Annotated in this window: 12 protein-coding genes; 9 read left to right on the plus strand and 3 right to left on the minus strand. The window is 74.3% G+C overall.

All coding sequences use genetic code 11. The features are described 5' to 3' along the window. Nucleotides 1-158 precede the first annotated feature (158 nt). The 3 genes from ACIRQ9_RS39895 to ACIRQ9_RS39905 are packed head-to-tail and all read right to left on the minus strand — an operon-like array spanning nt 159 to nt 2,110. Nucleotides 159-1,052: an aminoglycoside phosphotransferase family protein gene (locus ACIRQ9_RS39895; RefSeq protein WP_404185557.1), complete on the minus strand. Its 894-nt coding sequence runs from the start codon at nt 1,050-1,052 to the stop codon at nt 159-161. 30 nt (nt 1,053-1,082) lie between these two features. Continuing rightward, nucleotides 1,083-1,571: a ferritin-like domain-containing protein gene (locus ACIRQ9_RS39900; protein ID WP_404185560.1), complete on the minus strand. Its 489-nt coding sequence runs from the start codon at nt 1,569-1,571 to the stop codon at nt 1,083-1,085. Beyond that, nucleotides 1,568-2,110 (minus strand): hypothetical protein, encoded by a 543-nt coding sequence (locus tag ACIRQ9_RS39905; protein ID WP_404185563.1) that lies wholly within the window; start codon nt 2,108-2,110, stop codon nt 1,568-1,570. Before ACIRQ9_RS39905 ends, ACIRQ9_RS39900 begins: the two co-directional genes overlap by 4 nt. Nucleotides 2,111-2,327: 217 nt before the next feature. Between ACIRQ9_RS39905 and rimP the strand changes: the two genes are divergently transcribed. The 9 genes from rimP to ACIRQ9_RS39950 all read left to right on the plus strand — a co-directional run bounded on the left by rimP (nt 2,328) and on the right by ACIRQ9_RS39950 (nt 14,385). Continuing rightward, nucleotides 2,328-2,837 (plus strand): ribosome maturation factor RimP, encoded by a 510-nt coding sequence (gene rimP / locus ACIRQ9_RS39910; protein WP_404185566.1) that lies wholly within the window; start codon nt 2,328-2,330, stop codon nt 2,835-2,837. A 2-nt stretch (nt 2,838-2,839) separates the two neighbouring features. After that, nucleotides 2,840-3,826 carry a transcription termination factor NusA gene (nusA, locus tag ACIRQ9_RS39915; protein WP_365296686.1) on the plus strand — a complete coding sequence of 329 codons (987 nt, stop codon included), beginning with the start codon at nt 2,840-2,842 and terminating at the stop codon, nt 3,824-3,826. A gap of 135 nt (nt 3,827-3,961) precedes the next feature. Beyond that, nucleotides 3,962-4,231 (plus strand): YlxR family protein, encoded by a 270-nt coding sequence (locus tag ACIRQ9_RS39920; RefSeq protein WP_404185570.1) that lies wholly within the window; start codon nt 3,962-3,964, stop codon nt 4,229-4,231. 154 nt (nt 4,232-4,385) lie between these two features. Next, nucleotides 4,386-7,541 (plus strand): translation initiation factor IF-2, encoded by a 3,156-nt coding sequence (gene infB / locus ACIRQ9_RS39925; RefSeq protein ID WP_404185573.1) that lies wholly within the window; start codon nt 4,386-4,388, stop codon nt 7,539-7,541. A 177-nt stretch (nt 7,542-7,718) separates the two neighbouring features. Next, nucleotides 7,719-8,018, plus strand: coding sequence for a DUF503 domain-containing protein (locus ACIRQ9_RS39930; RefSeq protein WP_404185576.1), 300 nt, complete (start codon nt 7,719-7,721; stop codon nt 8,016-8,018). 34 nt (nt 8,019-8,052) lie between these two features. Next, complete coding sequence (gene rbfA / locus ACIRQ9_RS39935) at nt 8,053-8,514, plus strand: 30S ribosome-binding factor RbfA (RefSeq protein ID WP_404185579.1); 462 nt, start codon at nt 8,053-8,055, stop codon at nt 8,512-8,514. Next, a complete protein-coding gene (gene truB, locus ACIRQ9_RS39940; RefSeq protein ID WP_404185581.1) occupies nt 8,511-9,416 on the plus strand; it encodes a tRNA pseudouridine(55) synthase TruB in 906 nt (301 codons plus the stop codon). Before rbfA ends, truB begins: the two co-directional genes overlap by 4 nt. Before the next feature lie 343 nt (nt 9,417-9,759). Next, a complete protein-coding gene (locus ACIRQ9_RS39945; RefSeq protein WP_404185584.1) occupies nt 9,760-13,314 on the plus strand; it encodes a trypsin-like peptidase domain-containing protein in 3,555 nt (1,184 codons plus the stop codon). Between the two features lie 120 nt (nt 13,315-13,434). Next, nucleotides 13,435-14,385, plus strand: coding sequence for a bifunctional riboflavin kinase/FAD synthetase (locus tag ACIRQ9_RS39950; RefSeq protein ID WP_404185587.1), 951 nt, complete (start codon nt 13,435-13,437; stop codon nt 14,383-14,385). Nucleotides 14,386-14,514: the final 129 nt, after the last annotated feature.

Raw genomic sequence — 14,514 nt, forward strand, 5'->3', positions numbered from 1 at the left:
CGGGGCGCCGCCCGCCCCCCCCCCCCCGGGGGGCGGCCCCCCCCCCGGCGCGGCCCCCGGGCCCCCCCCGGGGCGCCCGCCGCGCCGCGCCTGCCGAACCACCGGCACCCGACCGGCCCTGCCCGCCATCAAGCGGCGGGCGGGACTTCGCGGACGTCCTAGAGCCACGCGGCGAATTCGAGCAGCAGCTCGGCGTCCTTCGGCCGGCCCACCCGCAGGGCCCGTACGCCCGACTCCACCGCCCGGAACAGCGTCCAGCCGCGCAGCCGCTCCTGGTCCACCTCCAGGGACTCCGCGAGCCGCTTGATCCGCCGCCGCGTGATGGTGGCACCCGACGGGGAGGCGATCAGGTCCTCCACCCGGTCCCGCACCAGCCGGGCCAGATCGAACGCGCACTCCCCGACGACCGGGTCAGGGCCCACCGCGAGCCACGGCAGCCGGTCCCCGGCCAGTACCTTGCTCTGCCGGAACGTTCCGTGCAGCAGCCGCCGCTCAGGAGGCGCGGCCAGCAGGTCCTCCCGGGCGGCGAGGGCCGCGTCGACCAGCGGGGCCACCTCGGGACCCGCGGCCGCCCGCATCGCCGCGGCCTGCCGTCCGGTCCGCTCCGCCACCGTCTCGAACACCGGGCCGCGGGGCGGCTCCACCCACAGCCGGCGCAGCGTCCCGGCGGCCTCCAGCAGCGCCTTCGCCTCGGGCAGCGACCGCACCGAGACCTCCGGGTGCAGCCGCTCCAGCAGCAGCACCCCGTCCGCTCCGTCGGCGTCCAGCAGCCGTACGGCACCCAGTCCGGCCCAGTGCGCCAGCGCCGCGGCCTCGCTCTCCGGCCGGGCCCGCCGGGGCGCCAGCTTCAGCACCGCCGGTGTACCCCCGGCCTGCCGCACCAGCAGGACGACACTGCTGCGGCCGCCCGGCACCTGCACCCGTTCCACGGTCAACTCGCGTGCGCTGACGGCCCGTTCCACCGCGTCGGGCAGCTTCTCCAGCCACTCGTCACCGTCCGGCGCCGTCTCACCGAGCGCCTTCACCAGGCGCCGCGGCGGTTCGAAAGCCATACGCGAGTCGTTCCCTTCCTCTTGCGTGCTCTACGGAGTCGACGAAGCCGTGGGCGAGGCCGAGGCGCCGGCCCGGCCCAGTGGCGCGTCCCGCTCGGCGAGACCAGGGAAGGCTACGCTCTCCCCGCTCCAGCGCACCGCCCGCACCGCCGCCTCCCGCAGCGCCCCGGCCGCCGATCCGCGCCGTGCGCCGGAGGAGGCCCGGACCAGGTCGGAGTAGACGTCGGCCACCCGTGCCTCCAGTTCGGCGGCGAGGCGTACGGCCGTCGCCGCGTCGGTGACGTCGAACGGCAGCGCGTAGGCCGCGCTCGCGGCGACGGGCGTGGCGCCCAGGTCCCGTACCGTGCGGGCGAGCGTGTCCCGGCCGGCCCGGTGCGCGTCGTAGGCCGCACGCGCCTCGGTCCGCCGCTGGGTGCCGATCAGGCCGCCGACGACCCCGTACCCGTAGACCGCGGCGTGTTCGGCCGCCAGCGCCGCCTGAAGCGCCTTCAGCACCTCGGTGCCGGTCCCGTCGCTCACTTCTCACCCTTCGTCAGCAGGTAGGCGTGCGCGGATCCGGCCGCCGACACCCCTGCCAGCAGCCGGGCCAGTTCGCCGGGCAGGTCCAGCAGTTCGGCGGCCCGGCGGTCGGCGAGGGCGCGCTCGGCGGCGGCCAGGGACGCGAGCGCGGACTTCTCGTCGGCCGGCACCGCGGGGGAGGCGGACGCGGACACCGTGGCCGAGGGCGAGCCGGAGGCGGTCGGCGAGGCCGTGGCCGTCGCGTCCCGCGCGCCCTCGGCGAAGGCCGCCGCGTGGGCCGCCACATGGGCCCGCAGCGGCCGCAGCGTCCCCGCGAGGCCGGGATGGGCGGCGAGGACGGCGTCGTACTGCCCGAGCAGCACCCGGCTGTCCCGGGCCGCACGCGCGCGTGCCCGCGCGATGGCCGACGTACTGCCGCCGCTGCCCGCGGAGTCGGGGCCGGCGGAGCAACCCGCCAGCAGGGCGGCCGAGGCCGCGGAGACGAACAGGCTCCTTCTGCGTACTCCCCAGGGGGTACGCGACAGCGGGGGGAACGACACGGCAGACGTCCTCGGGGGAGCTGGATACGAAGAAATACGAAAGGAATCGGACATGGGACGGACCCGTCCGTGATCACGGTACCCGCGCACCTGTCCGAAGCCACTCATCGGCACCGTCCGCACCCGGGTGGACGGCAACACTCCTCACGACCGGATACCCTTTGACCAGACACGCGACCCAACCCACAACAGCACACGCGGCCGAGGAGTCACCCGGATGAGCACGACCCAGAGCGAGAGGCTGCGAGAGCTCCTGGAACCGCTCGTCACCTCCCAGGGCCTGGATCTCGAAGAGATCGCGGTGGACTCGGTCGGACGCAAGAGGGTGCTGCGCGTGGTCGTCGACTCCGACACCGGGGCCGACCTGGACCGGATCGCCGATGTGAGCCGTGAGCTCTCGGCGAAGCTCGACGAGACCGACGCGATGGGCGAGGGCGAGTACACCCTCGAGGTCGGCACCCCGGGCGCGGAGCGCGCCCTCACCGAACACCGGCACTACGTGCGCGCCGTGGACCGCCTGGTGAGGTTCCAGCTCGCCGAGGGCGACGAACTGGTCGCGCGCATCCTGGACGTCGACGACGAGGGCCTCGACCTGGAGGTGCCCGGCGTCAAGGGCCGTAAGGCCACCGCCCGCAGACTCGGGTTCGCCGAGATCGGCAGGGCGCGTGTGCAGGTCGAGTTCAACCGCAAGGACAAGAAGGACATGACGGAAGAAGAGGAGGCGTAGCCGTGGACATCGACATGAGTGCCCTGCGGGGCTTGGTTCGGGAGAAGGAGATCTCCTTCTCCCTGCTGGTCGAGGCGATCGAGTCGGCCCTCCTCATCGCCTACCACCGCACCGAGGGAAGCCGCCGACACGCGCGCGTGGAGCTCAACCGGGAGACCGGGCATGTGACCGTGTGGGCGAAGGAGGACCCCGAGGACCTGGAGGAGGGGCAGGCGCCCCGCGAGTTCGACGACACCCCGTCGGACTTCGGGCGGATCGCCGCCACCACCGCCAAGCAGGTCATCCTGCAGCGGCTGAGGGACGCCGAGGACGACGCCACGCTCGGCGAGTACGCCGGCCGTGAGGGCGACATCGTCACCGGTGTGGTCCAGCAGGGCCGCGACCCGAAGAACGTGCTCGTGGACATCGGCAAGCTGGAGGCCATCCTGCCGGTGCAGGAGCAGGTCCCCGGCGAGACCTATCCGCACGGGATGCGGCTGCGCTCGTACGTGGTCCGCGTCGCCAAGGGCGTCCGCGGGCCCTCCGTCACGCTGTCGCGCACGCATCCGAACCTGGTGAAGAAGCTCTTCGCGCTGGAGGTGCCGGAGATCGCCGACGGGTCCGTGGAGATCTCCGCCATCGCGCGCGAGGCCGGCCACCGGACGAAGATCGCGGTCCGCTCCACCCGTTCGGGCCTGAACGCCAAGGGCGCCTGCATCGGCCCCATGGGCGGCCGGGTCCGCAACGTGATGGGCGAGCTGAACGGCGAGAAGATCGACATCGTCGACTGGTCGGACGACCCGGCCGAGATGGTCGCGAACGCGCTGTCGCCGGCCCGGGTCTCCAAGGTGGAGGTCGTGGACCTGGCGGCCCGGTCCGCCCGGGTGACCGTGCCCGACTACCAGCTGTCACTGGCGATCGGCAAAGAGGGGCAGAACGCCCGGCTGGCCGCCCGGCTGACCGGCTGGCGGATCGACATCCGTCCGGATACCGAACAGGTGTCCGAGTAAGCCATCCGTCCCCTCGCCGGAGGTTCACCCGGACGAGGGGAATAGTTCCAAGCCGCAGGTCGCTTGGATTACGACAATGGCCGTTCGATCTTTGCCCCGGAGGGGTGAGGTCGGTACGGGGAGGTAGACTTAGCGGTGTCTGGCCGGACGCGTGCCCGCGCATGCCCTGAGCGCACCTGTGTGGGGTGCAGGCAGCGAGCGGCCAAGACCGAACTGCTGCGGATCGTGGCGGTCGAGGGCGAATGTGTCCCCGATCCTCGCGGTACGCTGCCCGGCCGGGGTGCATACGTACACCCCGCCCAGGTCTGTCTGGACCAGGCGGTGCGCCGCCGGGCACTTCCGAGGGCGCTGCGCGTCCCGGGTCCGCTGGACGTAAAGGCGTTGCGCCCGTACGTCGAGCAGTAACACCGTAAGAAGCGTCGTACGGAGCGTCCGTGCGGCTCTGGTACCCCGCGAGTTGGAAGTAGGTCGAGATTGCGATGAGCACTCGATGAGCACGCGATGAGTACGCCCATGAAGTAGCGACGGTCCGGACACACCCGGACCTAAAAGGAGCGAAGTGGCTAAGGTCCGGGTATACGAACTCGCCAAGGAGTTCGGGGTCGAGAGCAAGGTCGTCATGGCCAAGCTTCAGGAACTCGGTGAATTCGTCCGTTCGGCGTCCTCGACGATCGAGGCGCCCGTTGTACGCAAGCTGACAGACGCCTTCCAGGGCGGTGGCAACGGCAAGTCCGCCGGCAAGCCCGCCCCGCGCAAGGCTGCCCCCAGGCCCGCCGCGCCCTCTCCGGCGCAGGCGGCCCGCCCGGGTGCCCCCAAGCCGGGCGCCCCGCGTCCGGCCGCCCCGCAGCCCCAGGCTCCGGCGGCTCCCGCCCCCGCGGCCTCGGCCCCGGCGGCTCCCTCGGCTCCGGTCGAGGCTCCGGCTCCGGTCACCCCGGCGCCGGCCGCCTCCGCGCCGGCCGCCTCCGGCTCGCGCCCGGTTCCGGGCCCGAAGCCCGCCCCGCGTCCGGCTCCGGCCGCGCCCGAGTTCACCGCCCCGCCGGCCCCTCCGGCCGCCCCGGCGCAGAGCCCGGCCGCCGCACAGGGCCAGCGTCCCGGTGGCGCTCCGCGTCCCGGCCAGAGCGCCCCGCGTCCCGGCGGCCGTCCCGCCCCCGGTCAGGGCCAGGCCCGTCCGGGTCAGGGCGGCGGCCAGCGTCCCGGTGGCGAGCGCGCCCCCCGTCCGGGCGGTGCCCGTCCGGCGGGTCCGCGTCCGGGCAACAACCCCTTCACCTCCGGTGGCTCCACCGGCATGGCCCGTCCGCAGGCCCCGCGCCCGCAGGGCGGTGCCCGTCCCGGCCCCGGCGGCCCCGGTGGTGCTCCCCGTCCCCAGGCGCCCGGCGCCCAGGGCGGCGGTCCGCGTCCCCAGGCTTCCGGCGGTGCCCGTCCGAGCCCGGCCGGCATGCCCCGCCCGCAGGGCGGTCCGCGTCCCGGCGGCGGTTCCGCGGGTCCGCGTCCCAACCCCGGCATGATGCCGCAGCGTCCCGCTGCCGGCCCCCGTCCCGGCCCTGGTGGCGGCGGTCGCGGTCCCGGCGGTGCGGGTCGTCCCGGCGGCGCCGGTCGTCCCGCGGGCGGCGGCTTCGCCGGCCGTCCCGGCGGCGGCGGTGGCGGTGCCCGTCCCGGTGGCGGCGGCGGCTTCGCCGGTCGTCCCGGCGGTCCCGGTGGCGGCGGCGGCTTCGGCGGCGGTCCCGGCGCTGGCGGCGGCGGTCGTCCCGGCTTCGGCGGTCGTCCGGGCGGTCCCGGCGGCCGTGGTGGCACGCAGGGTGCCTTCGGCCGTCCCGGCGGTCCGGCGCGTCGCGGTCGCAAGTCGAAGCGGCAGCGTCGCCAGGAGTACGAGGCCATGCAGGCCCCGAGCGTCGGCGGCGTGATGCTGCCGCGCGGCAACGGCGAGACCATCCGTCTCTCCCGCGGCGCGTCGCTCACCGACTTCGCGGAGAAGATCAACGCCAACCCGGCGTCCCTCGTCGCGGTCATGATGAACCTCGGCGAGATGGTCACGGCCACGCAGTCCGTCTCCGACGCGACCCTCGAGGTCCTCGCCGGCGAGATGAACTACACGGTCCAGATCGTCAGCCCCGAGGAGGAGGACCGCGAGCTGCTCGAGTCCTTCGACATCGAGTTCGGCGAGGACGAGGGCGGCGAGGACGACCTGGTGGTCCGTCCGCCGGTCGTCACCGTCATGGGTCACGTCGACCACGGCAAGACCCGACTGCTCGACGCCATCCGCAAGACGAACGTCATCGCGGGCGAGGCCGGCGGCATCACCCAGCACATCGGTGCCTACCAGGTCTCCACCGAGGTCAACGACGAAGAGCGCAAGATCACCTTCATCGACACCCCGGGTCACGAGGCGTTCACCGCCATGCGTGCCCGTGGTGCGAAGTCGACCGACATCGCGATCCTGGTCGTCGCGGCCAACGACGGCGTCATGCCGCAGACGGTCGAGGCGCTCAACCACGCCAAGGCGGCCGACGTCCCGATCGTCGTCGCGGTCAACAAGATCGACGTCGAGGGCGCCGACCCGACCAAGGTGCGCGGTCAGCTGACCGAGTACGGCCTGGTGGCCGAGGAGTACGGCGGCGACACGATGTTCGTCGACATCTCCGCCAAGCAGGGTCTGCACATCGACTCGCTGCTCGAAGCGGTCATCCTGACCGCGGACGCCTCGCTCGACCTGCGGGCCAACCCGAACCAGGACGCGCAGGGCATCTCGATCGAGTCCCGTCTCGACCGCGGCCGCGGTGCCGTGGCGACGGTCCTCGTGCAGCGAGGCACCCTGCGGGTCGGCGACACGATGGTCGTGGGCGACGCCTACGGTCGCGTCCGCGCCATGCTCGACGACAACGGCAACAACGTCGCCGAGGCCGGACCCGCGACGCCGGTCCAGGTCCTGGGTCTGACCAACGTCCCGGGTGCGGGCGACAACTTCCTGGTGGTGGACGAGGACCGTACGGCCCGTCAGATCGCCGAGAAGCGTGCCGCCCGTGAGCGCAACGCCGCGTTCGCCAAGCGCACGCGCCGCGTCTCCCTGGAGGACCTGGACAAGGTGCTCAAGGCCGGCGAGGTCCAGCAGCTCAACCTCATCATCAAGGGTGACGCTTCTGGTTCCGTCGAGGCCCTGGAGTCCTCCCTGCTCCAGCTGGACGTCGGCGAAGAGGTCGACATCCGCGTCCTGCACCGCGGTGTCGGTGCGGTCACGGAGTCCGACATCGACCTCGCGATGGGCTCGGACGCCATCGTGATCGGCTTCAACGTCCGTGCGGCGGGCCGCGCGGCGCAGATGGCCGAGCGCGAAGGCGTGGACGTCCGCTACTACTCGGTCATCTACCAGGCGATCGAGGAGATCGAGGCGGCCCTCAAGGGCATGCTCAAGCCGGAGTACGAAGAGGTCGAGCTCGGCACGGCGGAGATCCGCGAGGTCTTCAAGTCGTCCAAGCTGGGCAACATCGCGGGTGTTCTCATCCGCTCCGGCGAGGTCAAGCGCAACACCAAGGCCCGACTCATCCGCGACGGCAAGGTCATCGCGGAGAACCTCAACATCGAGGGCCTGCGCCGCTTCAAGGACGACGTCACCGAGATCCGCGAAGGCTTCGAGGGCGGTATCAACCTCGGAAACTTCAACGACATCAAGATCGACGACGTCATCGCGACGTACGAGATGCGCGAGAAGCCGCGGGTGTAACACCTGCGGTTGGTGCTGGCCGACGGGAGTCCGCTCCCGTCGGCCAGCGCTTTTCCCCTGGGCGGAGCCCTCGCTCCGCAATCGGCGGGGAAAGTCGGTCGAGCCCCCGGCGGGGACGGGGTACCGTTCCTGAACAGGGCCATCGATCCCGTACCGGCGGGTGAACCGGTTACATACATGTACGTGGGGACTCTGTCCTTCGACCTCCTCCTCGGCGACATCCATTCGCTGAAGGAGAAGCGCTCCGTCGTCCGCCCGATCGTCGCCGAACTCCGGCGGAAGTTCGCCGTGAGCGTGGCCGAGGTGGACCACCTGGACCTTCATCGCCGGGCCGGCATCGGCCTCGCCATGGTCTCCGGAGACACCGCGCACCTGACCGAGGTGCTCGACCGGTGCGAACGGCTGGTCGCCGCCCGCCCCGAGGTGGAGCTGCTGTCCGTCCGACGGCGCTTCCACGGCGACGACGACCAGACCTGAGAACGACACAGAAGAAAGAACGGGAGACGGACCAGTGGCCGACAACGCGCGCGCCAAGAGGCTGGCGGACCTCATCCGAGAGGTGGTGGCGCAGAAGCTGCAGCGCGGGATCAAGGACCCGCGGCTCGGCACCCACGTCACCATCACGGACACCCGGGTCACGGGCGACCTCCGGGAGGCGACCGTCTTCTACACGGTCTACGGCGACGAGGAGGAGCGGGCGGCGGCCGCCGCGGGCCTGGAGAGCGCCAAGGGCGTGCTCCGCTCCGCGGTCGGCGCGGCGGCGGGCGTGAAGTTCACGCCGACCCTGACCTTCGTCGCGGACGCCCTCCCGGACACCGCGAAGACCATCGAGGACCTGCTCGACAAGGCACGGGCCTCGGACGCGAAGGTCCGCGAGGTGTCCGCGGGCGCCGCCTTCGCCGGTGAAGCGGACCCGTACCGCAAGCCGGGTGCCGAGGACGACGCCGACGAGACGGACGACGCCGCCGAATGACCAGCAAGCCCACTCCGCCCGACGGCCTTGTCATCGTCGACAAGCCGTCGGGCTTCACCTCGCACGACGTCGTCGCCAAGATGCGGGGCATCGCCCGCACCCGGCGCGTCGGGCACGCCGGCACCCTCGACCCGATGGCCACCGGTGTCCTCGTCCTCGGAGTCGAGCGGGCGACCAAGCTCCTCGGGCACCTCGCGCTCACCGAGAAGGAGTACCTGGGGACCGTCCGCCTCGGGCAGAACACCGTCACCGACGACGCGGAGGGCGAGATCACCTCGTCCGCCGACGCCTCCGGGGTCACCCGTGAGGCCGTCGACGCCGGCATCGCCGAGCTGACCGGGCGCATCATGCAGGTGCCGTCCAAGGTCAGCGCCATCAAGATCAACGGTGTGCGGTCCTACAAGCGCGCCCGGGAGGGCGAGGAGTTCGAGATCCCGGCACGGCCGGTGACCGTCTCGTCGTTCGCCGTCCACGACGTCCGCGACGGCGTCGCCGAGGACGGCACCCCCGTGCTCGACCTGGTCGTCTCGGTGGTCTGCTCCTCCGGCACCTACATCCGGGCCCTCGCCCGGGACCTGGGCGCGGGCCTGGGCGTCGGCGGCCACCTGACCGCGCTGCGCCGCACCCGCGTCGGACCGTACAAGCTGGAGTCCGCGCGCACCCTCGACCAGCTCCAGCAGGAGCTGACCGTGATGCCGGTCGCCGAGGCGGCCACGGCGGCCTTCCCGCGCTGGCAGGTCGACGCGCGGCGGGCCGGTCTGCTCGCCAACGGGGTGCGGATCGACATGCCCGAGGAGTACGCGGGCGCCGGTCCCGTCGCCGTGTTCGGCCCCGACGGGCGCTTCCTGGTGCTCGTCGAGGAGCAGAAGGGCAAGGCCAAGAGCCTCGCCGTGTTCGGCTGACGCCGGTGTGCCCGTGGAGCGGCGACCACGGGGTCCGGTGCCGCCGCCGCTCCACGGTCCCCCCTCGGTTCCCCCACCCCTAGGGTGTATCCACCCGTCCCGGGCTATTCACCCGACCGAGCAGGCGCTCGGAGTGAACCGGGGGAGCGGAGGGGGGCGCGTTCGCCACCCGCTCTGTCCCGCTGATCATTTCGCCCCTACGGTCTCGGACAGGGGCCGGCGGCTCGTGTCGCGGGCCCGCGACGGCGTCCGACGGCGAAGCGCGCGTCCGACGTGCGGGCCGGGGCCGAGGCACCGCCCGCGGACGCCCCAGGGCACGGGTGCACGGCCGGGAGGTTCGATCATGGCGGGACGGACCCAGCGGACCGGGAACGGCCGCCGTACGGCGGACGGCGCGCCGCAGGCACGGCAGGACGCCGGGCCGGCCCCGGACGACCGGCTGGTCCGGATCCTCGACCTCGCCGGCCGCCCGCGCGGCACCGGCTTCCTCGCCGACCACGACGGCACCCTGGTGACCAGTCACGAGGCCGTCGACGGGCTCGCCCGGATCGTGCTGCACGCCACCGGTGACCGCACCTGCGTGGTCGGGCCGGACGCGGTCACCCCGCTGCCCGCCCACGACCTCGCCCTGATCCGTACCGAGGGCCTCGGCGTGGCCCCGCTGCCGATCACGGTGCGGGAGCGGATCCCGGCCGGAAGCTACGTGCGGATCGCCGCCGACCGCTGGCGCGAGGCCCGGGTACTGGCCACGACCGAGGCGACGTACACCGCAACCGACCGCTTCCATCTCCTGCCCGACGCGCTGGAGCTGGCGATCGGCACCGCCGGCCAGGACGCCCTGCGGCTCGGCGGCGGAGCGGCCGGCGGCCCGGTCCTGGACGCGGAGACCGGCGCCGTCCTCGGCGTGCTGGGCACCGCACTGCGCTCCGACCGGCGCGACGCGGGCTTCGCCGTCCCGCTCCACCACCCCGCGAGCGCCGAGCTGACCGACCTGCTCGCCCGCAACGCCGCGACCGTCCCCGCCTACGGCACCGACCTCAACCTCGCGGGCGTCCTGGAACTGACGGCCACCGCGGTGCACCAGGACGGCCCACCGGGTCCGCCCGCCGGGGAGCGGGAGAACCCCGCGGCCGGCCCGCGTCCGGCCGCGGACGGCCGCACCGACCCCGTCCGCCCCGTCGAACGAGCGGCGACCGCGGAGCGCCTGACGGCCTTCGCAGAAGCCGCCGACACCGCGCACGGCACGGTCCTGGCGCTCGTCGGCGACCCCGGCACCGGCCGCACCACCGAACTCGCCGCCCTCGCCGCCCGCCGCATCCGCCCACCCCGCCCCGCCCCGACCCTCTGGCTCCGCGGCGCCGACCTCGGGGACACCGACGACTCGGTCGCCGACGCCGCCCGCCGCGTCCTGGAGCGCGCCGTCCGGACCGTCGCCGCCTCCCACCGCCGGCTCCCTGGCGACCTCGGCGACCTCACCGTGGAGCGGCTGGCCCGGCTCGCCGGCCGTGCCGGCCGCCCGCTCCTGCTGCTGCTGGACGGCCCGGAGGAGATGCCGGCCGCCCTCGCCGACCGGCTGCCCGCCTGGACCGCGCAGACCGCGGCGTGGCTGCACGACACCGGCACCCGGCTCCTGGTCGCCTGCCGCGAGGAGTACTGGGAACAGGCAGCCGCCGAGTTCGCGCCCCACCGGCCGCACGACCCCGGACCCCCCGGCTGCGTCCCGCTGACCGACCTCACCCCCGACGAGGCCCGCCGCGCCCGCTCCCGCCACGGCGTGCCCGACGGCGCCCTCACCGACCGCGACGCCCGCCACCCCCTCGCCCTGCGCCTGCTCGGCGAGGTACGCGCCGCCCTCCCGGACGCGCCCGCCGACGCACCGCTGGACCGCTACGACGTCTTCGCCGCCCACCTCGACCTGCGGTGCCTGCGCGTCGCGGTCCGGCTGGCCGCCGAGAACGGCCTGCGCGGCACGGCCGTACGACGGCTCGCCGCCCGCGTCTGCGGCCGGGTCCACGAGGCCGCCCGGCGCAGCCTCGGCCCGGGCCAGGGCCGGCTGGACCGCGAGTCGTTCGAGGCGGTGTTCCCGTGCGGGGCCGTCCCCGCGCGGCCCGGCGGCGGCTCCGGCTGGGCCTCCGCCGTGCTCGCCGAGGGGCTGCTGGTCCCGGCGGGCAGCGGCTACCGGTTCGCCCACGAGGAGATCGCCGACTGGCTCCAGGGCATGCACCTGGACCTGGACGAGGCCCTGCGCGCCCTCGTCCACCGCCCCCGCACCCCCGGCGGCACCCACCCGCGGCCCGTCCCGCACCACCGGATCGGCCCGGTCGTCCAGGCCCTGCTGCTCCTGGACCGCCAGGACGGACCCGACCGGCTCACCCCCCGGCTCAACGACCTGGTGCACGCCCTCGACCTCGATCCCGCCTCCTGGTGGGCCGCCCGGCTGCTCGCCAGGACCCTGCCGCTGCTGCCCGACGCGACGCCGTACACCGGCGTGCTGCGGCTGCTCGCCGACCGGGTCGTGGCCCGCCGCCGCACCGCCGGCACCCCCTTCGGACCGGACTTCTGGACCGCGCTCGCCCTGCCCGACGGCGAACGCCTCGACCTGCTGCGCCGCCTGGTGCGCGCCGACGAACCGCTGCCGGCGGCCACGCCCCGAGGACGCCTCGGACCCCGGCCGACGCCCACCGCGGACCCGGCCCCGCGCTACCTGGACGCCGTCGCCCGGCTGCTCGACGCCGACCCCACCGCCGTACAGCCGTCTCTGACCCGGTGGTTCGACGACGAGCGGCCGCTGCCCGCGATGCCGCACGCCACCGTGGCGACCGCCGCCCAGGCCCTGCTGCACACCCACCGGCGCCGGGCGCTGGACGACCTGACCGAGGTGCTCGTCGACGCCGCGCACCGGCGGGGCGACGAACTGCTCGCCGTGCTCGCCGAGGACGAGCCGTCCGCGATGTGCCGGGCCGTCGACCGCTGGGCCCACGACGAGCGCCCGGCCCGCCGGGTGGCCGCGGTCTGCCACGCGCTGCGCACCGCCCCGCACGTGCGCGGCGAGGCCGACCGGGCCCTGCTCCGCCACGCCGCGCTCGCGCTGCTCGCCCGCCCCGCCGACCGCGCCCTGCACGGCGGCGCGCTCGCCCTGCTGGTCCGGGACCCGTGGACCCGGTCCCGTCATCTCCCGCAGGCACTGGACCACTTCGCCGCCGGCGATCCGCACCTGTCGGCGGGCGCCCTCGTGCCCGCCCTGACCACCCATCCCGACGACGTCCTGGCGGCCTTCCGCGACCAGCTGCGCGGGCCGGCCGCCGGGCAGGTGGTCCGCGCCCTCGCCGACGTCACCTCACCCGCCCTCGCCGACCGGGTCACGGCGCTGGTCCTGGAGGCCGCCGAACTGCGCCCCGAGACCGCCGGCCAGGTCGCCGGGTTCGTCGAGCGGCGCCTCGGCCACGGCGCCGGGGCCCGTGCCGTCCTGCTGCCCCTGGTCACCGGCCTGCTGGTGGACGGTACCGAGCCGGTGCGGGCGGCCCTGGCGACCGTACTCGGCGCGGCCGGCACCCCCGTCTCGCGGCCGCTGCGCCGGGAACTCCTGGAGTTCCTGCTGGAGCGCGAGCGGAACCCGGACGTCCTCGACGCGCTGCTGCACGCCGCCGCCGTGCAGCGCGAGGACGACGGCGACGCCCCGCGCGACCTGGTCAGGCGCACCGGTCTGCTGCTGGTCCGCACCCCTGCCGGGGCGGCCCGCTTCGACCGCGGCCTGGTCGACCTGGGCCGGCACGTGCCCGGCTTCGCCGCCCTGATGGCCCGCTGGCTCACCGACACTCCGGAGGAGTGGACCGCGCTGGTGGGTCCGAGCACCCGGCGGATGCTGGGCAACCTCGCCGGTGTCCGGGTGCCCGCGTGACGCTCCGCGGGCGTGCGCCGGGTCACAGCGACCGTGCCGGTGTGAGACGCGTCCGCCAAACATGGCACCCTTAGACCTGCGTAAGACGGACAACGGACACAGGTTCGAGGAGCGGTCACAGTGCAGCGCTGGCGTGGGTTGGAGGACATCCCCGAGGACTGGGGGCGCAGCGTCGTCACCATCGGGTCCTACGACGGAGTGCACCGCGGGCACCAGCTGATCATCCGGCATGCCGTGGACCGCGCCCGTCAGCTGGGCGTCCCGGCGGTCGTCGTCACCTTCGACCCGCACCCCAGCGAGGTCGTCCGCCCCGGCAGCCACCCGCCGCTGCTCGCCCCGCACCACACCCGCGCCGAGCTGATGGCGGAACTGGGCGTGGACGCGGTGCTGATCCTGCCCTTCACCACCGAGTTCTCGCGGCTGTCGCCGGCCGATTTCGTGGTCAAGGTGCTGGTCGACAGGCTGCGCGCCAAGGCCGTCGTGGAGGGCCCCAACTTCCGCTTCGGCCACAAGGCCGCGGGCAACGTCGAGTTCCTCGCCGAGCAGGGCAAGGTCTACGACTTCGAGGTCGAGGTCGTCGACCTGTACGTGCGCGGTGAGGCGGGCGGCGGCGAGCCGTTCTCCTCGACGCTGACCCGACGCCTGGTCGCCGAGGGCGACATGGCGGGCGCCCGCGAGATCCTCGGCCGCCCGCACCGGGTGGAGGGTGTCGTCGTGCGCGGCGCCCAGCGCGGCCGCGAGCTGGGCTTCCCGACCGCCAACGTCGAGACGCTCCCGCACACCGCGGTCCCCGCCGACGGCGTCTACGCCGGTTATCTGCACGCGCAGGGCGAGGTGATGCCGGCCGCCATCTCCGTCGGCACGAACCCGCAGTTCGACGGCACCGAGCGCACGGTGGAGGCGTACGCCATCGACCGCGTCGGCCTCGACCTGTACGGGCTGCACGTCGCCGTCGACTTCCTGGCCTTCGTCCGCGGCCAGGCCAAGTTCGAGTCGCTCGACGCCCTGCTGGAGCAGATGGCCGAGGACGTCGAGAAGTGCCGTGCCCTGGTGGCGGCCGAGGACGCCTGACCCGCGGGACGACGAAGGGGGGGCCGGGGGGGGTGGCGCCCCCCCCCCCACGTGGGTTACCCCACACCGGCGGGGGGGGCCCGCGGTAGCCCGAGATATAGGTAGTTGACAACGCGCTGAGCCCCTAAC

This window comes from Streptomyces sp. NPDC101237, assembly GCF_044767465.1.
Lineage (GTDB): Bacteria > Actinomycetota > Actinomycetes > Streptomycetales > Streptomycetaceae > Streptomyces > Streptomyces gramineus.